This is a genomic window from Saccharothrix hoggarensis, assembly GCF_052936025.1.
This window is the reverse complement of the sequence record NZ_CP193624.1, coordinates 4103353-4126705: the sequence shown is the minus strand read 5'-3', so window position 1 is coordinate 4126705 and position 23353 is coordinate 4103353. Positions and strand designations below refer to the sequence as shown.

General features: G+C 68.5%; 9 protein-coding genes. All 9 read left to right on the top strand.

Annotated features, from left to right (window positions below; all coding sequences use genetic code 11):
- Window positions 1-137: 137 nt before the first annotated feature.
- The 9 genes from ACRAKH_RS18790 (at window position 138) to fxsT (ending at window position 23289) form a co-directional block, all read left to right on the top strand.
- Window positions 138-1679 (top strand): DUF2397 family protein, encoded by a 1542-nt coding sequence (locus ACRAKH_RS18790; RefSeq protein WP_447009151.1) that lies wholly within the window; start codon window positions 138-140, stop codon window positions 1677-1679.
- On the top strand, window positions 1676-2926 hold the full coding sequence (locus tag ACRAKH_RS18785) for a DUF2398 family protein (protein WP_380718311.1): 1251 nt from the start codon (window positions 1676-1678) through the stop codon (window positions 2924-2926). Before ACRAKH_RS18790 ends, ACRAKH_RS18785 begins: the two co-directional genes overlap by 4 nt.
- On the top strand, window positions 2923-7872 hold the full coding sequence (locus ACRAKH_RS18780) for an SbcC/MukB-like Walker B domain-containing protein (RefSeq protein ID WP_380718308.1): 4950 nt from the start codon (window positions 2923-2925) through the stop codon (window positions 7870-7872). Before ACRAKH_RS18785 ends, ACRAKH_RS18780 begins: the two co-directional genes overlap by 4 nt.
- Window positions 7872-9083 carry a DUF2399 domain-containing protein gene (locus ACRAKH_RS18775; RefSeq protein ID WP_380718306.1) on the top strand — a complete coding sequence of 404 codons (1212 nt, stop codon included), beginning with the start codon at window positions 7872-7874 and terminating at the stop codon, window positions 9081-9083. The genes ACRAKH_RS18780 and ACRAKH_RS18775 overlap by 1 nt, the downstream gene beginning before the upstream one ends.
- A 390-nt stretch (window positions 9084-9473) precedes the next feature.
- Window positions 9474-14609, top strand: coding sequence for a sacsin N-terminal ATP-binding-like domain-containing protein (locus ACRAKH_RS18770; protein ID WP_380718304.1), 5136 nt, complete (start codon window positions 9474-9476; stop codon window positions 14607-14609).
- 251 nt (window positions 14610-14860) lie between these two features.
- Window positions 14861-15817, top strand: a complete 957-nt coding sequence (locus ACRAKH_RS18765; protein WP_380718302.1) for a hypothetical protein — start codon at window positions 14861-14863, stop codon at window positions 15815-15817.
- The gene (locus ACRAKH_RS18760; RefSeq protein WP_380718300.1) at window positions 15814-17862 is read left to right on the top strand and encodes a vWA-MoxR associated conflict system protein; all 2049 of its coding nucleotides are present in this window, start codon (window positions 15814-15816) and stop codon (window positions 17860-17862) included. The genes ACRAKH_RS18765 and ACRAKH_RS18760 overlap by 4 nt, the downstream gene beginning before the upstream one ends.
- Window positions 17862-18809, top strand: coding sequence for an AAA family ATPase (locus ACRAKH_RS18755; RefSeq protein WP_380718297.1), 948 nt, complete (start codon window positions 17862-17864; stop codon window positions 18807-18809). Before ACRAKH_RS18760 ends, ACRAKH_RS18755 begins: the two co-directional genes overlap by 1 nt.
- The gene (fxsT, locus tag ACRAKH_RS18750; RefSeq protein ID WP_447009150.1) at window positions 18802-23289 is read left to right on the top strand and encodes an FxSxx-COOH system tetratricopeptide repeat protein; all 4488 of its coding nucleotides are present in this window, start codon (window positions 18802-18804) and stop codon (window positions 23287-23289) included. The genes ACRAKH_RS18755 and fxsT overlap by 8 nt, the downstream gene beginning before the upstream one ends.
- Window positions 23290-23353: the final 64 nt, after the last annotated feature.

The window sequence follows — 23353 nt, the reverse complement described above, 5'->3', positions numbered from 1 at the left end:
ATCAGCCGACACGGACTTCGCGTTCCATCGGACTGTCGGGTTATGGTGTCTCTGCCGGGGATCGTTCCAACGCGACGTCGAACAAGCGGGCCGCACTATTGCGGAGATGATGCGCAGTCGTGTCCGAAAGGGGTGCGGTGAGAGATCCGCGACGGTGGTGGCAGGAGGTTGAGGCGGACGATTGGGCTGCGTTCGCCACGTCCGACGACCTCGTGCGGGAGCGGTACACGGCGCTGCTGGCGGCTTTGGAGGAACTGTCGACGCGTGGACCGATGGCCACACTCCCGGACATCTCCGCCCAGGTCAGGGTGGTCGGCTACCACGACCCCTTATCGGAAGGCGATCTTCGTGAGTCGCTGGACAAGTTGGCGACCTGGGGATTCGCCGAACCGTTTCGGGACTACGCCGCACCGGTCCGCAGCCTCCAAGGCGTGATCGTCAGGCAGGAGGCGTGGGCCCTGACCCGCAAAGGCCGCGGCATCGTCGCGGCGGTGCGCCTGGCAGTGGTCGACGCCCGGCGCGCCCTCCAGCTGCCCAGCAGGCTCTTGGACGGCGTGGAGAGCACGATTCGCGCGCTGCTGGAGCATGCCGCGAACGATCCTGGTCGCCTGCCCATCGACCTCGACGACGTGCGCACGCGGATCGACGAACTCCGACGCGTCACCGCCGACTTCTACGACGCGCTCGCCCGCATCGTCCAGTCCGACGTCACCGACGACAGCGTGTTCGGCGACAACCGCGACCGCGTCATCGAGGCGCTGCGGCAGTTCCCCCGCGAGTACGGGAGGGCGCTGCGGCGGGTGGAGTACGCGTTGGAGGACCTCAAAGCCGCCGGGCACCACGCCGTCGCAGAGGCGGCCGTCGCCCACGCCGGCCTCATCGATGCGGCCGAGCAGCAGAGTTGGGTGGAAGACCGGGTGCGCCGGCTCGCCGACCTGGCGGCGTGGTTCCATCAGGATGGTGGTGTGCGTCGGTTGATCGGTTCGGCTACCGGCGCAGTGCACACGCTGCTCGTAGCCATCGACCGCCGTTACACGGCCCGCCGCCGAGGTTCCGACCTCGGACACGACTTCCGGCTACTGGCCCGCAGCCTCCACCGCCAGTCGACCGATCAGGAGGCCCGGCGAGTTTACGCGGCAGCCTTCGGCGACTGGCCGGCGTGGCACGCGGTACCTCGGCTGGCCGAGGAGGACGTGGCGCACGGCACCCTGGCCGCGGCAGGCCGGACCAGGCACCAGGTCGAGGTGACACTGCGGGAGCACGAGCGTCACGGCCCACCCAGCGGCCGACCGCGCAAGCTTGTGGACACGAGCCGGGAACGCGAGAGGGCTGCGGCCCAGGCTGCGGACGAAGCCTCGCAGCGCCGACACCTTGCCACGTTGCTCGCCACCGACGGGGAGGTGTCGCTGGACCACTTCACCGGGTATGCGTCCGCTGCCGTGGTGGTCTTGCTGCGTGCGGTGGAGGTGGCGCTGGCCCAGCTCGACCCGGGTACCGGTATCGGCCAGGCTTACGCGGACGGGGCGAGCGTGCGGGTGCTCGTCAGGGTCGGTGCACCAGGCCGCACGGTCCGCGTGCGGCTCGCGGACGGTGTCCTGGCCGCACCGGATGTGCGGGTGCGCGTGATTCCTTCGGGTGACATCCGCGTCCGCGAGGACCGGAAGGGTGGTGTCGCGTGAGTGTCGTTCGAGCACTGGCGCCGGAGTTGCGTGAACCCGCCCGCCGGTTGGTCGCGACCGGCCGCATCCGAGCGGAGGCGGATGCCGAGTCGTACCGCGCCGCTGTCCAGGGGCGACGGCAGCTGACCGACTTCTTCCGGTCGGAACTCGGCTGGGAGTTGGAGATCGTCGAGTCGGCGGAGCTGGTGCGGCTGCACAAGCGCCGTGCCGACGTGCCCGCCGACCGCGGTCCCCGGCTGCGCCGCGATGGTCGCGACGCGCATTTGGCGTCGAAGAATGTCTTGGCGCTCGTCGCGCTTGTGTGCGAGCAGCTGTGGCGCAGGCCGCGGATGAGCCTCCGCGAGCTGATGCAGGCCATCGCCCAGGTGTGCGCTGCGGAAGCGCCGACTGGCGGTTTGCCGCAGTTCAGGATCGTGGCCACTGACGGGACCGGCAAATCGGAGGCGCGGACCAGCCGGCTCAACCTGGTCGACGCGCTCAGGCTCCTGGTGGCCGAGGGCTCGATCTCGGTGGATGCGGACCTGGAGCGGATTGCCGGACAGGACGACGGCGATCTGGTGGTCAGTGCGTCGAGGGAGCGGCTGGCGATGAAGTTTTCCTCGCTGTCACCCACCCTCCTCGGTTTGGACGACCTGGAGCCGGAGCGCCACGTCGCAGTGCTGTCCGTCGACGTGCTGGCCGACGACACGACGGCGTACGACGAGCCGACGGTCGAAGACCGGAGGCTGCTCGCGATGCGGCGTCTGGTCGACGACCCTGCTGCGGACCCGCTCGACGACCAGGCGCCGATGCCCTATCTCCACACGCCCGCCGGTCGCGAGCGCGCGCTGGAAGTCGTTGCGGCCCTCGGGTTCGCCGCGACGGCCCGCCGTGACTGGTGGGAGGTCACCGACCCCAGCGGCATCGGCACGCTGGTCGATTTCCCCAACGGGCGCCGCAACGAGCGGCAGGCGGCGCTTGCGCTGCTGGACGCGGTGAACCTACGGCCCGAGCCGCGCGCGGTGCTGGGCATCGCCGAGGTCGTCGAACTGTTCGAGCGGGTGCGGACGACGCTGCCCCGCTGGGCTGCGGCGTACGAGCACAGACTACCGGCCCTGGCCCGCGCCGCTGCAGCCGAACTGGTGGCGGTGGGGCTGCTCGTCCCGTTGCGCCACGACACCTGGCAGCCGACACCGGGCGTCCACTTCTGGCGGGTCAAGGTCCACCAGCCCGCCGCGCAGCCGACTGAGGAGCCGACCGACCGATGAACATCACCAAGCACCCGGTGGACGGTCTGGGCGCTGTGCGGGACCTGCGGCCGGTCGGGGTACCTGCAGTCGAAGGGCGTTGGCAGCCCTCGCGGGCGGGGGTCGTCAACTCCTGGGCGTGGTCCAACGAGGTCCTCGTCTTCGCCGACGGGTGGATGACCCTGACCGGGCCCAACGGGTCCGGCAAGTCGCTTACTGCGTCGATGCTCATCACTCTCCTGCTGGACGGGGACACGTCGCAGACGGCGCTGTCGGTGTCGGGCAAGGCGGCGGGAACGCTGACCAGCAGGCACACCGACCGCAACGAGCGCGAGGACCGCACCGGGGCGTGGTGGCTGGAGTACGGCCGCCACGACCCGCGGACGGGGGAGATCTCGTACCTGACCACAGGGTTGTGGCTGCGTGCGGTCGGCGGGAACCTCCAGCGCGCGTTCTTCATCAGCCCCGGTCGGGTGGGCGAGCACCTCGTGCTCGAACGCGACGGCAGCCCCGTGCGGATCGACGACCTTGCCATCCAGCTCGCGGCTACCGAGGGGGAGATCTTCACGTCGGCGCAGGCGTTGCGCTCGAAGGCACGCGACCACCTCGCTGCTGTGAACGACGAGCCGGGGTACCGGAACGCCGTACGCGTCCGTCTCTTCGCCCCGCTCGACGAGGTGCAGTTCGAGGCGTTGACGGGAGTACTGCGCAGCCTCCGGAGCCTGCGCACGGCGGAGGCCATCCCACCCGCGCAAATGCGCGCGGTGCTGACCGAGGCGCTGCCCGCGCTGGACCCCGACCGGCTGACGGTCATCGGCGAGGCGATGGAACGCATCTCCGAGCTGGAGAACCAGCTGGCCGATATGCGTGACGAGGCCAAGCAGTTGGCCGCCACCGACAAGCGCTACCAGCGCTACGTCGAGGCACTCGTCAACGTGGAGGCGGCGCAACTCACCGCTGCCAACACCGAGTTCGACGCCCAGACTCGCCGCACTCGCGAGGCCACCGCGACGCTGGAGACCGCGCAACGGGAGCAGCGGGAGGCGGCCGGGCAGCTCAAGGTCTTGAACACCCGCATCTTCGCCCTCGAAGGCCGTCGCGATGCGGCTGACACCGCCCTACGCGACCACGCCGGGGCCGAACTCCCGCACATGGAACTCCGTGCCGTAGAGCTGGCGCGGGCCGCCGACCACGCCGGGCAACGCGCGGAAGTCGCCGCTGAGGACGCCACGACCGCGGCGGAGCAGGCCGACGAAGCGGCGACGACGGCGCAGGAGGCGGGGGACCACCTGGCCACTCTGTCCGATGAGCTGCGCGCAGCGTCCCGCGTCGTGGGTGCCGACGCCGCTCTCGAACGGTTGGTCGCGACAACTGCTCTGCTGAGCACGGGTCAAGCAGACGAGACCTCGGCGGCGGACGTTGCGCAGACGTGTGCCACCCCGGTGGCCTGGGTGGAAGCGCGCGTCGCCCAGCTCCAGCGCGTTGACGAAGTGCTCAGAGCGCACGCGTCGGCGCAGCACGGCGAGCGGGCGGCGGCGGAGGAACTGCGCCGGGCCGAGCGCCTGGCCGATGAGGCGCGCGGCCAAGCCGACAAGTCCATTCACCTGCGCCGAGCCGCCGAGACTGCCCTGGTGGCGTCGATCGTCAGGTGGGAGGCGGGCGTCCGCCACCTCGGCCGGGCGCCCCGTGAGTTGATCGAACCCCGCGACGGCGCGGACAGCCGCCTGGCCCTCGATCGCCTCGCCGCCTGGCTCACGTCGGTAGCGGACGACGCCCGCGACCGGATCGACCTGGTGGGCCGACGCCAGGCTGCGGCGACGGCTGGGGCGTTGGTCGCCGAAGCCGTCCGCGCGTCGGTCCAGGCACGTGCCGATTACGACAGCGCCATTGGCCTGTCAGAGGTCGCGGCGTCCGCTCTGCGCGAGGAGCGGGAGCGGGTGATGGTCGAGGAGTCGAGCGCCGAGCGGAAACGTGCTGCGGCCGACCAGACGCACCGGCGTGACGTCGATGTGGCTCGGCATGACGTCGCCGCGGCAGAGGAGACCGCTGTGGCGGCCGACGCGGAAGCCCACCGTGCTGCAACGCTGTGGATCGAGCAGGCATACCGGTGGCGCGGGGCGGCACGCTTCTTGAACGCGGTTGAACTGCCTGAAGCGAACGAGCACGATGTCGACCCCGCCGTCGTCCGCTTGGCGGTGGAGCAGGCACACGCTCAGGCCGGCATCGCGCTCGGACTATCCGTGGCCGATGCTCGACGCGACGTCGACCGGGCAGAGTTTGCGGTCGTTGACGTTGCGGCGGAACTGGCCGAGGCTCGCCGCGCAGCACCGGTGCCGGAGACGCCGCCGTGGCGTGATCGCCGGCCGGAGGACGGCGTCCCGCTATGGGCGCTCGTGGACTTCGCGGGCCACCTGTCGGACGAGGAGGCGGACCGACTGGAGGGCGCACTCCTTGTCACGGGACTGCTCGACGCTCTGGTCACGTCCGACGGCCGGGCAGTCGCCGGTGACCTCGTCATCACCGCCGACCGACCGGTGCCCGGACGTGCGCTCGGCGACCTGCTCGACGTCGAAACTTCCCCCGCGATCCCCGCCGAACGCGTCCGGGCACTGCTCCGAGCCATCCCAGTCAACGACGACGCCGAACATGGCCGGTTGCGCTCGGGCGTCCTCACCGCGGCAGCGCCCGTCGGTTACCGGTCGGAGTTCATCGGCCGAACCACCCGTGAACGAGTCCGCCTGCGGCGGGTCGCAAACCTGGAAGACGCGTTGTCCAGTGCGCGGGACGACGTGGACGCCGCCCGCCGAGGACTCGCGGATCGGGAGGCCGACGTCCTCGCCGCGGTGGAGGAACGTGACGCGTTCCCATCACATGGAGAACTGGTGGCTGCGCGCCGTGAAGCCGCGCGACAGCACGCCGCTGCGGAAACCGTGCGGCGTGAGACAGCGGACCGCATCGCACGGGCCGACCTGACCAGGCAGCGCATTTTTGCCGAGCTGGATGCCGCCGCGGCGGAGCGATCGGCCCGGATCGCCGCCGCACAACAACGGCTCCAGTACACCGAGGAAGTGGCCGCCCGGACCCGGCTCAAGGCCGAGGCCGCGGAGCGGGTGGCCGAGGAACGCCGAGCCGCCGAAGACGAGACCTTGGCGTCCCTCGCCGCCGGCGAGGAAACGCAGCGGGAGGCCGACGCGGAGTACGCGTCCTTTCCCCCGGTGGCCGAGGTCCGGGCGGCCCACGTCATGGAGGAACGCTGTGAGGAGGACCTTCGCCGGTCGGAGGCCGCCGTCATCGCGGCGGCGGAACGGCATCGGGAGGCGGGCGACGCGGTCCACGACGCGTTGCGCGAGCTCAACCGCCAGGCGACGCTGTCGGACGGCACGCTGCTGCCCACCGAGCGGACGGCTCTGGCTGCCCACGGCACGACCGTCGCCAACCTCGGGCACCGTGTGGACTTGTGGGGGCAGGCTGCGATCAGGGTGGCCGGGCTGTTCCATCAGGCCCGTCGCGCCGGAAACCTCGCTCGGCAGAGGGCGGAAGTCCTGGCTAAGGCCCGAGCCGAAGCCGAGGACGCTCGGCTGACTGCCGTCCGTGAGGCATCCGCCGTGGCCGAGGCGCGAGAGTTGTACGGCGCGGAGTACGAGCAGTTGCGCGCCACGCGGCAGCGGATCACCGACGACCTCCTCAAGGCCAAGGAGGACGCCGCGCTGATGGTCGAATTGGGTCAGGACGCGGGGAACGCGGCCGCTGCGGCCCAAGCCACGCTCGACGGGATCGCTCCGCAGCGAGAGGCCGCCGAGCAGCGCCGCGACACGCGGCTCCGACAGTTCGGCGCGCTCGTGGACGAGGGGTTCGCCTCGGTCCCCGACGACCTGCCCCGTACCCCGGCGGGCAAACCGGCGCACCTCACGGCCGCGCTCCAATGGGCAAGGCGCCTGCTTGCCGACCACTCTGCGACCGGCGACCGGCTCGGCGTGCTCGTGCAGGCACGTGGCCGTGCCCTGGCCCAGCTGGAATCGAGCGTGCGGACGACTAGCACCGCGTTGGCGCGGTTCGACCGGCACGTCGTGCTGGTCACCGTCGACGGCACCGAGTGGCGTCGCGCCGTGGTTGCCGATCCGGGCGCGAGCAGGGGAGAGGACCTGCACGTCGCGGTGGAGAAGCTGGAGGCGACTGCCGCACAGCTGGAGGACGATCTCCGCGATGACGTCAAGCGCACCCTGAAGACCAGCCTGTTCACGGAGCTGCGGCGCGACATCCTGATCCGCCTGGACGCGGCCCGGGAGCTTGTCCGCCAGATCCGCAGGACGCTCGACGGCGTCCGCACCGGGGTGGCTCGGGTCGGAGTGCAGGTGGAGTGGAGCGTCCGGGAAGACGAGGACGCCCGCCGCATGGTCGAGTTGATCTCCCAGCCGCAGTCGGACGAAATCTTCGAGGACATGTACACCGTGCTGAAGCAGCGGATGAGCGAGAAAGCGGGCGACTCCTGGAAAGACAGGGTCGCGCACACCTTCGACTACCGCTCCTGGCACGACTGGAAGATCACGGTCACCCACTCGTCGTTCACCGATCAGAAGCAGGAGAAGTTCCGCGAGGTGACCGCGCGGTCCAATCCGCTGGACTCGCTGTCCACCGGCGAGCGGAGGCTGGCGACCATGTTGCCGCTTCTCGCCGCTGCATGGTCGATGTACTCCGGCGAGCACTACAGCGGCCCCCGATGGGTGTCGATCGACGAGATCGACGCCGCGTTCGACGAGCCCAATCTCCGCCAGGTGCTCGCGCTGCTGCGCTCATGGGAGTTCGACGTGCTGGCGACCGCGCCGTTCATCACGCCGATGCTCAAGAAGGAGAGCGGGCAGGTGGTGGTCCACCAGGTCGTGACCGCGGGCAAGCACCGCGTCACGGTGCCGTGGTTGTGGAAGGGACATGGCGAGGCCGAGCCACTGACCTTGGACCTGGGGGCGTGATGGCGGCGGACCTCGCCGCCTTGGCGGCTGACCGGGATTTGACCCCGCTGTGGGCCGCTGTCCACAAGCGGCTGTGCGCCGGTCGTCAGCCTGCGGCGATCGCGAGCGTTCGGGTGGAGGGACTGTCGAGCGGCGGGCTGGCCACCTTGAGGGCGTGGGTCGACACCACGGCACGCCGCAGGCGCGACCAGTCCGCTGTGGTCGCGAGCGGCCGCGTGACGGTCGTGCCCATACGCGATGTGCTCGCCGCTCTGGGCCTGTCGGCCGACGACCTCCAGCGGCTGGTGGAGATGGCGGTGGGACGTCCCGTGATCGACCTGGCCGCCGCACGGCGGACCGCCTCGGCGCAACGCCGAGGCCTGTGGGCCGATGTCGAGGCGGCACTCCCTTCCCTGCCGGGCTTGGTGGCTAGGATGCGGGCGGCCGGGACGGACGACGAGACGGCGGTGCGACACCTGGTCGGGGCGTTGGCGCGAGTGGTGCCGCTGTTGCCCTGCACGCCGCCGACCAGCCTGGCCAAGCTGTCCCACGACTACGCGGGCGATCCCCACTACTTCGACTTGGACCAACTGCCTGGCGTGCGACTGGTGACGGCGGTGGCGGAGCTGACCGGCGTGTCCGAACCCCGGCGGCCTGACCTCGTGCGCGCGATGCTCGCCGGGGTCGGAATCCTCGCGGACCGGTTGTCGTCGACGGTCCTGATCCACCAGGTGCGCGTGCGCGGAACCGGCCCGATCGACCGGAGACTGCGGGACGCGACGACCCCCGTGGCCCTCACCCTCTTGGACCTGACCGTGCACCCCCCTACGTTCGCGCCACAGGTGCTCACCGTGGTCGAGAACCCGTCCGTGCTGGAAGCGGCGATGACCCACGCCAGCCCGCTCGCGTTCGCCTGCACCAGCGGCCACCTGGGCAGCGTCGACCACGCGCTGCTGCAACTGGCCGTCGATCACGGCGTGAGCCTCCGGTACGCGGGCGACTTGGATGGTCCGGGGCTGCACATCGCGAACGTGGTGGCCGAGACCTACGGCGCCCAACTGGTCGCCATGTCGGCCGACACCGTCGAGCAGGCCGGGCCGGAGCCGTCCGATGTGCCTCTCGGCGAGCCTCCGGCGTGGCTCGATCAGGGGCTGAGCGATGCACTTCGCTCTTCGGGACGTGTCGTATACCAGGAGCACGACACGGTACTGAAGAGCCTGTTCACGCCATGAATTCTTCAGTCTGCTCGGCTGGTCCGAAGTATGCGGGACCGACGAACCTGCTGGTGGTCATGAGAAAAGGCTGATCGGGGAGCTTTGCACCTGTGAGGTTCCAGAAGGCGGCCACACCATCTGACCTGTGCCCCGGGCTGCTGTGGGTTCGTACTCGTTGATCGGGCCGCCCAGGATGGGGCGGACGGACGTCAGAACCGTGCAGACCCGACGCCGGAGCCCGGCTAGGGCGCTGAATTGCACCCGACTACGTAACAGCGGACTCCCCTGGACCGAAACCTCTGTGTGATCGACGATTCCGCTGTCCGCTTGTCTGCTCACGACGCCCCTGGTGGGCCGCCGCTCGACGCGGTGGGTCGGGTGAATCGGCAGGCCGATGGGGTGGTGGCGATGTACCTCAAGGGTGCCGAGGTCGGTCAGCCGATGGCCAGAGAGCTGAAGGAGACGGCCGAGAGCGTTCTCGCTGCGGACTACGACGGGCGCACGGTCGTCGAACTGCTGCAGAACGGGCACGATGCGCACGATCCTGCCCGGTTCGACGGGCGGCTTGAGTTCTTCCTGGACGAGACCGAGGGAGAGCACGGCGTCCTGTACGCGGCCAACGGTGGGAACCCGCTGAACGCGGACAACTTCGACTCGATGTGCCTGATCGCACTGAGCACCAAGCAGCCGAACGAGGGCATCGGTAACAAGGGGGTGGGCTTCAAGAGCGTGCTCCAGCTGGCCGACTGCCCCGAGGTGTTCAGCAGCCTCAGCGAGGGTTCGGGCCGCTTCGACGGGTTCAGGTTCCGCTTCGGCCGCCCCTCCGACTTCGACGAGCTGGCGGCCCGGTCGGGCGAGGACCGCCTGGGGTTGGCCGACGAGTTGCGGAAGAACGTGTCGGCTTTGAAGGTGACCGTGCCACTTGCGGACACCCCCGAGGTGGTCGACGACTTCGCCCGGCGCGGGTTCTCGACGGTGATCCGCCTGCCTCTGCGCTCGTCCGCGGCGCGGGAACACGCCAAGGAGCAGCTGGCACAGCTCGCCGACGACGAAGTGCCATTCCACCTGTTCCTGTTCCGCGTGGCCGAGATCGCCCTGCGGGTTCGGAACGCGGGCGGTGAGCGCACGCAGCGACTGACCCGCACCACTCGTCCGAGGCCCGGCACGGGCACGTTGTCGATCAAGCACGTAGACCTCGCCGGGCGGGGCGAGTACCTGCTCTTCCAGCGGACCGTGGGCGAGGCGGCCATGCGGGCCGCGATCCTGGCCAGCCGCGCGGACAACACCGTCGGGTCCAGCTGGGCGAAGTGGGAGGGCGAGGGCACGGTCAGCGTGGCCGTGCCGCTGGGCGCGCCTCTTGAGCACGGGCGTGTCAACGCGTTCCTGCCGCTGGGGGCGAACACCCGCTACCCGCTCGCCGCGCTGGTCAACGGGCCGTTCTTCGCCCGCCTCGACCGGCGCGACCTGCAGGAGTCCGTCCACCTCAACGACGTGCTCTTCAACGAGGTCGCCGAGCTGTGTGCCGACGCGCTCATCGCCGCCTACCGAGGTGAACTGACCCTGCCGGTCGGGGTGCGACTCGACCTCGTGTGCTGGTCGGAGGGCTGGCTGGACCGCTTGGTCGTCGCCTTGGAATCACGCGGCCACGCTTTGCGGGATCTTCCGGTGCTGCCCGCGCTGGGCCATGACGAAGGGGTACCCCTTACTGAGGCGCTGCTGTGGTCGAGCAGTGGCGCGGTGTTCACGCCCGAGGCCGTCACGGCCGCCGGTGAGTCGTCGTTAATGCGCCACGACCTTCACGAGCACCACATTCGGCGGGTCCGCGCGCTGTCCAAGGCGTGCGGGCTGCCCGTGGACGTGGAGCCGGAGCACGTCGCGGAGTTCGCCGAAACCCTCGCCGCCGACCTGCTCGCGCGCGGGGCCGCGCCGAACGTGTGGGCCGACTTCTACGACGAGCTCAGTGACGCGCTGCCCGAGGTGAAGGCCGTCGTGGGCCGACGGGTGATCGTGACGGAGGACGGCGTGCTCCACGCCGCCGACGAGGACCACGACCCGATGATCTACTTCGGCCGAGTGCGTGGTGAGGGCGGTGAACTGCCCGAGCTGCCCGAGGCTGTGCGCGCTCGCCTGGCCTTCATGCCGGGTGACATCAGCTGGGTCGACGGCAACCGCAAGCAGCGCCGGGGTCGCCGCTGGCTGGAGGGCGTGGTTCGGGAGTACCGCACCGACGCAGTCCTCGAACTGCTGGGCAAGGTTATGCGGGACGCGGAGGACGACGAGATCAGGTCCGCGTGCCTGCGGTTCGCCTTCGCGCTGTGGCTCGGCACGCCCGCGGAACGGCGGCACAACGCGCTGGGCCAGGCCGATCTGCTCGTGCCCACCCGTGCGGGGTGGCGCGTGCCGGGGCAAGCGTACTTCGGGACGGGGTGGCGCGGCCCGAAGCACGAGGTCGATCGGCTGCTCGCCGAGTTGGTCGACGCCGCCGCAGCCGTCTCGGACCAGCTCGAGCAGATCGGCGAGCGGGTCCTGGACAAGGACTTCCTGCGGTCGGACGCAGTCGACGACGAGCGGACCTTCTTCGAAACCCTGGGCGTCAACCACGGCTTGGTCCCGTGGTGGACATCCACCAGGAACTTCCACGTGTCCGGCAAGCAGCTGAAGAACCCGCACTCGGTGCCGAACTTCCCCGCCGACTTCAGTGCGAAGACCCAGGACGCGTGGCGTGAGCTGGCCGCCCGGCGCGCGACCAAGCCGAGCTTCGACAGCACCAAGTACCAGATTTCGGGCCTGATCGCCTTCCTGCCGGGACAGGAGGACTGGGCCGAGTTCTCCCACGACACCCGCAGGCTCTACGCGCAGCTGGTGTTGCGCGGGCTCGACGTGTGGCCGGACTCCGCTCTCAAAGCCACCTTCCAGGCGAGTACTGACTCGGTGAAGCCGACCTGGCCATCGTTCGCCGCCGCCTTCCTGCATGAGGCCGACTGGGTTCTGCAGACCACGCCGGGTGAGCGGTCGAGGCAGTTCTTCGCACCGCTGCGCGCTGCTTGGTGGGTAGGCGACACCGATACTCCCGACTACCTGAGCGCGGCCCCGGCCGCGTGGCGCTCGCTGTTGACCGACCGGGTTCGCGAACGACTCACGTGGTTGGGCGCTCGGTTCTGGGACGTCTCCACGACCGCGGCGGATCGGCTAGCGGAGATCAACGAGGTGGTCGGGCGGCAGGGTCCTCGGGCGGCGATCGTGCGCACCGCCTACGAGCAAGCCTGGCGGGACCTGTTCGCGAACGGCGGGCCGGATGTGCAGGTGCCCCACGCGATCGTGGTGACCTCGAGGGGTGCGCTCAGCGTGGTCGACCTCGACCTGGACGGGCCCGCCGTCTACACCGACGACCGACCGGGAGCGACGGAGACCGCGCTGCTGGCGCAAACCCCGGTCCCCGTGCTCGCGGTCCGCGTGAACACGCTGGCCGCCCAGGTGCGGCGGGCACTCGTGGCTGACGGCGTCACCCGGATCAAAAGTTGTTCGGACGCGGCGGTCCGAGTGCTGGTCGACGGGGTGGACCCGCTTGACCAGCCAGGCCGCCCACTGGCCGACCTGGGCGGCGACTGGCTCCCCCTTCTCGTCGACGCGATCGCCGAGCAGCGACGCCACGTCCTGCCGGTGAGCCGCGTGCCCGCGACGAGCACGGCCGACCCGTTGCGGGGAGACATCGAGGTGGTCCTCGCCGACTCGATCATCGCCGTGATCGATGGGCACCAGGTGGATCACGAGTTCGCGCCCGATTCCATCCGGGTGTCCTCGCCGGACCGCGGTCAGGTGATCGTGACGCTGCGCGGCTCGGGCGACCGGTGGTCGGTGCTGCAGTCCGCCGCCGCGGCACTGGCCGATTTCAGGGGCGGACTCGCGATCGCCGCCAGCCTCCGGCTCGCCCTGATCGACCTGGCCGCCCGGTGCGGCGACGGGACCCCCGAGCCCGCGGATGTCGCCGCCGTGCTGAAGATGCCGTTGGACGAGCTGCACGCGCTCGTCGGCGACAGTGCCGGCAACCGGTTCGCGCTGACGCCCGTCCTGGAGCTGATCGCCTGCCTGGACGTCGCCGCCGCCGAGGAGTTGCAGGGTGTCCGGGACCGGATCGCCGATCAGGACGAGGTCCGGACGTGGCTGATCGCGCACGGCTTCGACGCCGACCGGATCCTCACCCTCGCCCGCCGGAACGACCTGCTGGACGCGACCCGGCAACTCGACATCGCCCTGGCCCGGGCGAACGCTGGCTTGCGCGCGCTCGGCCTCAACCTGCTCCACAACGGCGACGGCCACCAGCACCAGTTCGACGCCTACCTGCAGCGGCACAGGTCCGAGATCAGGGACCGGCTGCGCGACCGGTTCGCTCGAGTGTTCCGGGAAGGCGGGGCGCTGGATGAGTACGTCCGCCTGCGCGAGCTGCCCGGACTGGAACCAGACCGGGCTTGGCTCGACACCCACTGGAACCTGAGCGCGGACCTCCTCCGCGACCGCGTCGACTCTTGGCTCGGTGAGATCGGTTCGCCACTCGAACCTGGTCGGTCCCTGCCTCCGGTCGACGAGCTGCGCGAACGCGGACGACGGGAGGTGGCGAAGCGGCTGGACCGGGCGCGGATCGTCGTCGACGCATGGCTGCACCGCAACGCGGGCGGGTCGGGCAAACGCCCCGGAGACGCGGTCGACAACATCGAAGCGATGGTCCAGGCCGGGCTCCTGGACTTCCGGCGCCCCCTGACCGACGACGTCATCGAGTGGCTGCGGAAGAACGAGCAGTGGCCCGAGGGGATGCCCGCGACCACCGAACTCCGCCCGCTGCACCTGGAGGACGCGGACCTGGACGCGGCCCGCGACCGGCTCGACAGCGAACAACACGCGGCGAAGAGCCAAGGCGACCTGGTCCAGTACGGCGGGAGGAGCTACTCCGCCGATCAGGAAAGCCGAGCCGAACTCGTCGAGGCGCTCCGGGCAAGCATCCCTCCGGAGGTCCTGGGCACCGATCCCGCTCCGCAGGAGTCCGGCCTGCTCCCATCGGCGACAGCGACCGGCAAGACGAGCAGCGGTGGTGCGCCAGGGTGGCGCGCGCCCTCGGTCTCGACCAGCAAGACGAAGCTCATCGGACTCGCGGGCGAAATCGTCGTCGGCGAGTGGCTACGCCGCAAGTACGAGCTCCCGCCTGAGGACACTTGGTGCTCCGGCTACCGCTCCGACCACCTCGCCGACGGCAAAGGTGACGACAGGCTCGGGTACGACTTCCTCGTCAAAACCAACGACAAGACCATCCTCTACGAGGTGAAGTCCACCGTTGACGACCTACCGCAGTTCGCGCTCGGAGAGTCGGAGGTCCGGCGGGCCAACGACCTGGCCGAGAACGAGGAGTACCGAATCGTCTTCGTCACCCACGTCCTCGACCAGGCCAAGATACGCCTGCGTGTGCTCCCGAACCCGTTCTCTCCCGGCGGTATGGCCACCTATCACGTTGTCGGCCGTTCCTTCCGGCTCGGCTTCGCTCCCGGCACCCCGTGAGTGGAGTCGCAAGGTGCTGGGCTACCTGCAGGTATCGGGGGTTGAGACCGCGCGGTGCGGTGCGGAACCGATCACGAGATAGACCCGGCCCGGATCTTCCATGGGCATCGATCTGGATCGACTCATGATAGTGAGTGTCATTCATGTTTGGCGTGTGGTCTTCGCGGTTTTGCAGGTGAAACGTTTCGGTGCGCATGGCCGATTGGCGGGTATACGATAGGCACTGATCCGCGAAGTCGGAGGAGGTATGGATGTCCGACTTCGACATCCCACAGGCGGCACCTGTTCTGGTGTTCGTCCATGGTATCGGCGGTCCGCGCGATGCAGCCCTCATGCGCGGCGAGTGGTTGGCAGGGTTGGTTGAGGGTGCCCGGCGAGCCGGGCACGGGAAGTCGGCCGCTGCCTTGTCGACGTCCACCGACGTCAGGTTCGTCGACTACAGCGACCTGATGATAACGGCAGGAGCCCAGGGGACGTCGGACGTCGTCTCGGAGGGTGAAGCGCGTTTCCTCCTGGAGTTCGTCACGACCCTGGTGGACGAGTTGAGCGCGGAAGTCGAAGACCCGCGAGCCGTGCGCGTGCTTGTAGAGGCAAAGTCGCAGTTGGCCGCCGAGGGAGCGCAGGGCGTTGGGGAAGTCGTGCGGGTCTTGAGCGCGGCCTTGACCTCCGTGCTGCGGATCCCAGGGCTGCGCAGAGCCGGTCAGTGGGTGACCGAGCGCCGGCTTCTCGGTGCTCTGGCCCAGGTGGGCCGCTACCTCGGGCGCGGCGAAGTCCTGGACGGGGCTTCACTCGACGAGCGGGTCAGGCAACGCGTCCTGGCCGCGCTGCCCGAGAATCGGCCGGTCATCTTGGTCGCGCACTCGCTCGGGTCGGTGGTGACGTTCGAGGCGCTCCATGAGTATGCACGTCCGGTGCGACTGTTGGTCACACTCGGATCACCACTGGCGACTGCGGCCGTCGTCCTACACCGGGTCAGGCCCGTTCCACCGACTACCCCGCCGACCGTCGAGCGGTGGCTGAACTTCTGGGACCGTGACGACATCGTCGTGGCCCGCCCCAGGCTGGAACGGCTCATCGTCGCCAACGTCCGCGGAACGCTCCCGGAGTCCAACCGGGTGGACTCCGACGGTCTGTGGGTCCACAGCGCGATCAAGTATCTCGTCCAACCCGCAGTGGCGGGCCCCGTTACTGAGGCCGTGTGCGAATGATCGGTTCGGTTCCCAGGCGTTTTGTGGTGATCGCGACGCAATGCCCATCGGCGGAGGTCCGTCTGCCTGATCTGGAACGGGCGGCCGAGGAACTACGCGGCGTGCTGGAGGCGCCGGATCTGGGTGCTGCGACAGGCGATGCGCTTATCGGCGAGGCGACGCAACCGAAAGTCGAGGCAGCCGTTCGCCACGCCATTGCGGAGGCCGGTGCGGAAGGTGCCGTGCTGGTCGTGGCTCTGCTAGGCCACGGGTTCTCACCGAATGGCTCCACCCTGTACTACATGGCCCACGACACCAGAGACGGCGAGCCCGCGTCAGGCGTCGACGTCGGCAAACTGCTGTCCGAAGCGGCGCAACAACCCGGTATCGAAGGTGTGATCGCCCTGGTGGACACCTGCTATTCGGCAAGCGGTGTCCCGGACGTACGACAAGTCGTCAGCGGTGTGTCCAACGGACAGAGCGGGCTGGCGGTGATGATGTCGTCGGCATCGAACCAGCGCTCATACCACATGAACTTCACCTTCGCGCTGACCGATTTGGCGCGCGACGGCATGCCAGGAGAGAGGGAACAGCTCTACGTCACCGGGCGCCTGATGGCCGCTTTGCGCACGAAGGTCTCCACACAGACACCGGCCTCTCTCGTCTTCGACGGAGGCACCGAATCGGGGGCGCTCTGGCTTGTCCGCAACCGGCGTGATCTCTCGACAACGACCATCGGCTCCGTGGGCGCTCTGGGCAGGAAGGAACTCGCTGCGGCGATCGCCCGGTGGAACGCGGGGTATGCCCTGCCTGCGACATGGACAATGCGGTCACTCGACGAACTCCGGGACGCGGCGCGGTCGGGTGATCTGGAAGGCATGTATGTCCTTCATGTCGTTCAGGGCCTGACCTTCGCCATCCGCGCCGCCGAGTTCCTGCGCGAGAACTCTGTCGGCGCCCTCACCACGCCGAAGCTGAGGAACGCGGGTCGGCGGGCGGGGGTGTTCAGCGAAGTCAGGTCGTCCGGTACGGCTCTTGTGGTCGGCCTGTTGGAAGAGGCGGCTCTGCGGGTCGGCACGGTGGAGGGCAACCCATGGAAGCCGTTGGCCAGGCTCATGGCGGCCCTGGCGATCGAGATAGGAATCCCTGCCGACGACCGTCGGCTGCGCGAGTGGTCACGTGCGTGTGGGTTGGACACAGAGCTGAATGACGCATTCGCCGCGTTGGCTGAGACGCCGGAGCACGGTGATCTGCGCTTGGTCCTGGCCCCGTCCGACGAGGCGACGGGGTGGCCGAATCACCTACGGGCGTGGCTGCTCCGCGCAGGTGCGGTCTCCACCCCGCAGAAAACCTTTCACTGTCCGTACCCTACCCGCCACGGTACGGAGAAGGCGCTGGCCAGTGCACGGGAGTGGGCGCTCGACCAGTTAGGCCCTGACGAGACCCTGCGCTACATCGACATCGCGGTGCCAGCCGACGTGCTGGCCGACGTCGACTGGCATCCCGAGAAAATAGACACGGATTTGTACTACCTTGGCACCGAACACGATGTGCTCGCCCAATGGAGTGGTCGACTACGCCCGAGCCGAGTGCACCAACGGATGAACAAAAGGGCACGCGAGGCGATGCGCCGGATCGACGAGGATGACGACGTGCCGCTCGACTGGGTGACCCGAGCAGATCTGCACGACGTGACCGCGTTCGGCGGCAAGCTGAAGTCCGGTGCCTTCCGCCGCGCGATCGGGATAGACCACCGCCCGCCGAACCTCGCCGATGTCTTGGAAATGCTGCTCCCGTACTCGCCGGTCCTGCTGTGGCCGTCGCGTGACGGCGAGTCCGACGACACGTGGCCCAACGTGGTCCGACAGCGATGGGACACCTTGCCCGGCGGTTTCACGGCGGCCTTCCGTGAACAGCTCGACAGGCCTTCGCGGGGCTTGGCCAACGTGCGTACCGCGTGGCATGACATCCGTTGGCTGGATTTCTGCCGCTGGTTCGAACTACGCACCGTCCGATCCGAGAACGTTCGTGAACACGCATCTGCCAACGGTGAGAGCGAGTCGTGATGACCTGGTCGCCCTACTACCGCGGAGACGGTGTCCGGCGCGACGTCGAACTCCCCGAAGCGCCGCCATGGCGGAAATTTCCCCGCCATTCGCAGCACGAACAATTCCAACCGCCGCCAGGACTGGTGGAGGCAGTGAACGCCGCTGTGCGACTGCGCCGTCCGCTGCTCCTGCGCGGTCCCGCAGGGTTTGGAAAGTCGACCGTTGTCGAACAGGTCGCCCACGAACTCGACCTGGGGCCAGTGTTGCGTTGGCATATCACCTCGCGCAGCACGCTGAGGGATGCGCTCTACCGATATGATGCCCTCGGCCGCATCCACGCCCAGAACTTGCGGCTGGCCCGGTCCGACAGCGGTGGCGACACTACCGAGGACCGTGACGACATCGCGGACTACCTCCAGTTTGGGCCACTCGGCACCGCCCTCGTCCCGACACCCTCGGGGAAACCACGCGCGCTCCTCGTGGACGAGATCGACAAGAGCGATCTGGACCTGCCCAGTGACCTGCTAGACGTGCTCGAGCGAGGCCAGTTCGAAATCCCCGAACTGGCCAGACACGCGAAGCGTGAGATCGCTGTGCGCCTATGGGACAGCGACGACCGGACGCACGTTGTTAACGGCCGGATCTCATGTCATGAGTTCCCGTTCATCGTGTTGACCAGCAACGGAGAACGGGACTTCCCCGAGGCGTTTCTTCGCCGCTGTATCCGGTTCACCATGCCCGCACCGACACCGGAGATGCTCCATCGGATCATCGACGCACACCTCGGCTCGGGCGCGAACCATGACGGCAGCGCTCTGGTCATTGAATTCATCGAGCGGCTCCACCGCGGAGAAAGGCTGGCGATCGATCAACTCCTCAACGCTGTGTACCTCCTCGCCGAACAGGATGTACCCGACTCGGGTCACCTACGAGACCTGCTTTTGCGTGAGCTGACGAATGGCTGATCCACTGCGCCGCGTCTTGACCGCGATCGGGAAAGTTTACCCCGACGTGGATGTACTGGCGGTCGCCGACGCCCTCTGGCTCGGATCCACCGCAGGAAACGCGGCGGGATCCCACGGTGCACCCGTCGGCGTCAGCAACACCTCGCCGACGAAGCAGGAAGAGCCCTCTGGGATACCCGCTCGCGCGACGCGAACCGGCAGGCTCGACCAGAGAGAAACGGCAACCCCAGAGGTGCACGAACGCCTCGCTACGAGCACCGATGTCCTACCCGGTCGCGAGGTGACCGTGGCCCCTGCACGTCCCCTCGCCAACTCACTGGCATTCGGCCGTGCATTCCACCCCTTTACAAGACCTTGGCTACGGGGTACGAGAAGCGTCCTCGACATCGAAGCAACCGTTGACGCCTACGCGAGCAGTGGCATCCTGACGCCCGTCATGACACCGGAACCCGAGCGCTGGTTCGACGTGGTGGTGATCAGGGATACCACAGCCTCCATGGCGGTGTGGCGGGAGGAAATCATCTCTCTCACCGCCCTTGTGCGCGGAATGGGTGCTTTCCGCAGCACCCATAACTGGAAACTCAACCCGTCCACCTCGACGGTCACCGACGACCGCGGTGTGCAGGTGGAACACCCCTCTGGGAGGGTAGCGGTTCCCGGTGGACGACGACTGGTGTTGCTGATCTCGGACTTCGCTTCTCCAGGATGGCGGTCTGCGCGAGTGTGGGAACTGGTCCATGCACTCGGCTCGACCACTCCGACCTTGCTCGTCAACCCGCTACCGCCGCATCTCTGGGCGCATTCCGGACTGGACCATCCGTCAGTAAGAGTTCTTGCGGACACTCCAGGCGTGCGGAACACTGCCCTCAAGTACCACCTCCCGCTGTGGCTAAGGGCGCTCGAACCTGAGACCGACTGGCTGCCCATCCCAGTGGTCGGCTTCACCGCGCCAGGGTTCGCCCGCTGGGCTAAGGCATTGATGCGTGGCGACCCTGAAGGCTGCGGTGCTGTGCTTCTCAACCTCGAGTGGCTTGAACTGGAAGTGGACGAGGACGCCACAGAAACCCCTATCGTCGAACTGGTCGACGCGTTCCTGCATACAGCATCACCGCCAGCCGCTCGACTGGCGGTGTTGTGCTCCCCGCTCGAGCGGTTCAGCCTGCCGCTGCTCAACCTCATCCGCCAAGCCTCCGTCGCCGAGGCCGATCTGACCGACGTGGCCGAATTCCTCGTTAGCGGATTGCTGGAGACCGAGCATCCCGACCCGGACCACCCCGTCATGTCGTTCCGCCCTGAAGCAGCCGCCCGACTGCGTACACACCTGACGTACCACGACGCTTGGCGCACGTTCGACGCTCTCACCCGTCACATCGCCGCCAGCACGCCCACCAACCGCGCTACCGGTTCGTCCTCGTTGTCCGCCTCGGCCGTCGATCCGACGGCCGACACCCTGGTTCCTGCGGAACCCCATCCATTTGCCGCTGCCGCAGCGGGCTTGCGGCACATCCTGACGCGGAACAGTAGAACCTTCGACAACACGCGGGATACCCGTTCTGCCCCCGAGCATCCGGACCGAGCAGCCACGGCCTGGGATCTCTTCATCTCCTACACGCAGGACGATCGGCAGTGGGCCGAGTGGATCGCGTGGGAGTTGGAGGAGGCCGGTCACCGGGTACTGATCCAGGCGTGGGACATCGTGCCGGGCAGCAACTGGGTCGCCACTATGCAGGAGGGCGTACAGCAGGCGGAGTGCACGATCGCGGTGCTGTCGTCGGCCTACACCTTGTCGACGTACGGAGCGGCGGAGTGGGAGGCCGCGTGGCGTGATGCGCCGTTGGGTAAGAACCGCAAGCTGTTGGTGTTGCGGGTGGAGGACTGCGATCGACCGGGCCTGCTGGGGTCGGCGGTATCGGAAGACCTGTTTGACATACCGGCGCGGGAAGCCCGTGCCCGGCTGCTCCGGGTGGTGCAGGGTGCCACAGAGAGGCGGTTGAAGCCCGGCACCGCACCGGGCTTCCCGGACCGAACGCGGGCGGTGGTCCGCCAGCCGCGGTTCCCCGGTGCGTTGCCCGAGGTGTGGAATGTGCCGGCGCGGAACCCGAACTTCACCGGTCGTGGGGGGGCGCTGGCGCGGTTGCGGCAGGCGATGCGATCGCCGGGGGCGCTGACGGTGCACTCGCTGCGGGGCCTGGGCGGGGTCGGCAAGTCGCAGCTCGTGATCGAGTACGTGCACCGGTTCGCCGCCGACTTCGACCTGGTGTGGTGGATCCCCGCCCAACAACCCGCACTGATCCCCGACCACCTGGCCGGACTGGGTGCCGCGCTGGGCCTCGACGCAGACGCCGATCCCGAGACCACGGCGGCCGGAGTCCTGGCCGAATTGCGGGGACGGCGGCGGTGGTTGCTGGTGTTCGACAACGCCGAAGATGCCGCTGATCTCCGGCCGTATATGCCTTCCGGGGACGGGCGGGTGCTGGTAACTACCCGACGCCAGGGGTTCCGCTCGTTGGGCCCGGTGCTGGACGTGGACGTGCTGGATCGAGCCGAGAGCGTGGCGCTGCTGCGGCGTCGCGTGCCCGGGGTCACCGACGACACGGCTGGTGCGCTGGCCGAGTGGCTGGGCGACCTGCCGCTTGCGCTGGAACAGGCGTCGGCTTATCTGGAGGCCACCGATCTGCCGGTCGCCGCATATCTGGACCTGCTGCGCACCCGCACCGCCGAGATGTTCGGCCGGGGCCGGGTCGCCGGTCGCGAGGAGACGCTGGCGACGTTGTGGGATCTGTCGCTGACGGCCCTGGACGGGCAGGATCGGGCGGCGGTGCAACTGCTGGACCTGTTGGCCTGGATGGCGCCCGAACCCGTTCCCCTGGATCTGTTCACCGCCCACCCGCAGGCGTTGCCCGCCCCGTTGGCCGAAGCCGCCGCGGATCCGTACGGTTTTGCCGAGACGGTCGGGACGCTGGTCGGTTGGTTCCTGGCCCGGCGTTCCGATGACGAGGTGACCATCGCCCACCGACTGCTCCAACACTCCCTGCGCGCCCGCACCGCCCCGACAGCATCGACACAAGATTCCATGTCCCCGGCGTCGGTAGTTCAGGAGCTGCTCGCGGCGGATCTGCCGGGCGAGATCGTCACCGCTCCGGAGAACTGGCCGCGGTGGCGGGCGCTCCTACCTCACGTCCTGGCCGTGTACGAGAACACCACGACCATCCCATCCACCACCGGGCACACTGTGTGGCTACTCGACCGCGCGGCCACCTACCTGCAGACTCATGGCGCTCCCAGCCAGGCTCTATCCCTGTTTGAGCGGGCGCTGGCGATTGATGAGGCCGTCTATGGTCCTGACCACCCGGAGGTCGCTACGCGTCTGAACAACCTTGGGCATGTACTGAGTGACCTGGGTAGGCCCGGTGACGCCCAGCCTTTGCTCGAGCGGGCGTTGGCCATCACCGAAGCAGCCTACGGTCCTGACCACCCGGAGGTCGCTACGCGTCTGAACAACCTTGGGCATGTACTGAGTGACCTGGGTAGGCCCGGTGACGCCCAATCTCTGCTCGAGCGGGCGTTGGCCATCGACGAGGCCGTCTACGGTCCTGACCATCCCGCCGTCGCGACTGACCTGAACAACCTTGGCCTCGCATTGCGTGACCTCGGCCGCCCCGGTGACGCCCAATCTCTGCTCGAGCGGGCGTTGGCCATCGACGAGGCCGTCTACGGTCCTGACCATCCCGCCGTCGCGACTGACCTGAACAACCTTGGCCTCGCATTGCGTGACCTCGGCCGCCCCGGTGACGCCAAGCCTTTGCTCGAGCGGGCGTTGGCCATCGACGAGGCCGTCTACGGTCCTGACCATCCCGCCGTCGCCTCGCGTCTGAGTAACCTCGGGCTTTCGCTGCGGGCACTGGGCAGGCTTAGGGACGCTCTATCCCTGTTTGAGCGGGCGCTGGCGATTGATGAGGCCGTCTATGGTCCTGACCACCCGGAGGTCGCTACGCGTCTGAACAACCTTGGGCATGTACTGAGTGACCTGGGTAGGCCCGGTGACGCCCAATCTCTGCTCGAGCGGGCGTTGGCCATCACCGAAGCAGCCTACGGTCCTGACCATCCTGATGTTGCCATAGGCCTGAGTAACCTCGGGCTTTCGCTGCGGGCACTGGGCAGGCTTAGGGACGCTCTATCCCTGTTTGAGCGGGCGCTGGCGATTGATGAGGCCGTCTATGGTCCTGACCACCCGGAGGTCGCTACGCGTCTGAACAACCTTGGGCATGTACTGAGTGACCTGGGTAGGCCCGGTGACGCCCAGCCTTTGCTCGAGCGGGCGTTGGCCATCACCGAAGCAGCCTACGGTCCTGACCACCCCGACATCGCTGCTGTCCTGAACAACCTCGCTGGCGCGCTGCATAACCTGGGTAGGCCTGGCTACGCCCAAGTGCTGCTTGAACGGGCGCGAGAAATACATAGGCAGGGCACAAACCCGTAGCTTTTAGAGCACGCCCAACACGCTCTCGACCTTTACAGCACCGTTGACCTCTCCTACGCCTTGG

Bases quoted from the DNA above. Each gene is read 5' to 3' on its own strand.
- ACRAKH_RS18780 (WP_380718308.1), top strand. From the start codon at position 2,923: ATGAACATCACCAAGCACCCGGTGGACGGTCTGGGCGCTGTGCGGGAC.
- ACRAKH_RS18775 (WP_380718306.1), top strand. From the start codon at position 7,872: ATGGCGGCGGACCTCGCCGCCTTGGCGGCTGACCGGGATTTGACCCCG.
- ACRAKH_RS18770 (WP_380718304.1), top strand. From the start codon at position 9,474: ATGTACCTCAAGGGTGCCGAGGTCGGTCAGCCGATGGCCAGAGAGCTG.
- ACRAKH_RS18765 (WP_380718302.1), top strand. From the start codon at position 14,861: ATGTCCGACTTCGACATCCCACAGGCGGCACCTGTTCTGGTGTTCGTC.
- ACRAKH_RS18760 (WP_380718300.1), top strand. From the start codon at position 15,814: ATGATCGGTTCGGTTCCCAGGCGTTTTGTGGTGATCGCGACGCAATGC.
- ACRAKH_RS18755 (WP_380718297.1), top strand. From the start codon at position 17,862: ATGACCTGGTCGCCCTACTACCGCGGAGACGGTGTCCGGCGCGACGTC.
- fxsT (WP_447009150.1), top strand. From the start codon at position 18,802: ATGGCTGATCCACTGCGCCGCGTCTTGACCGCGATCGGGAAAGTTTAC.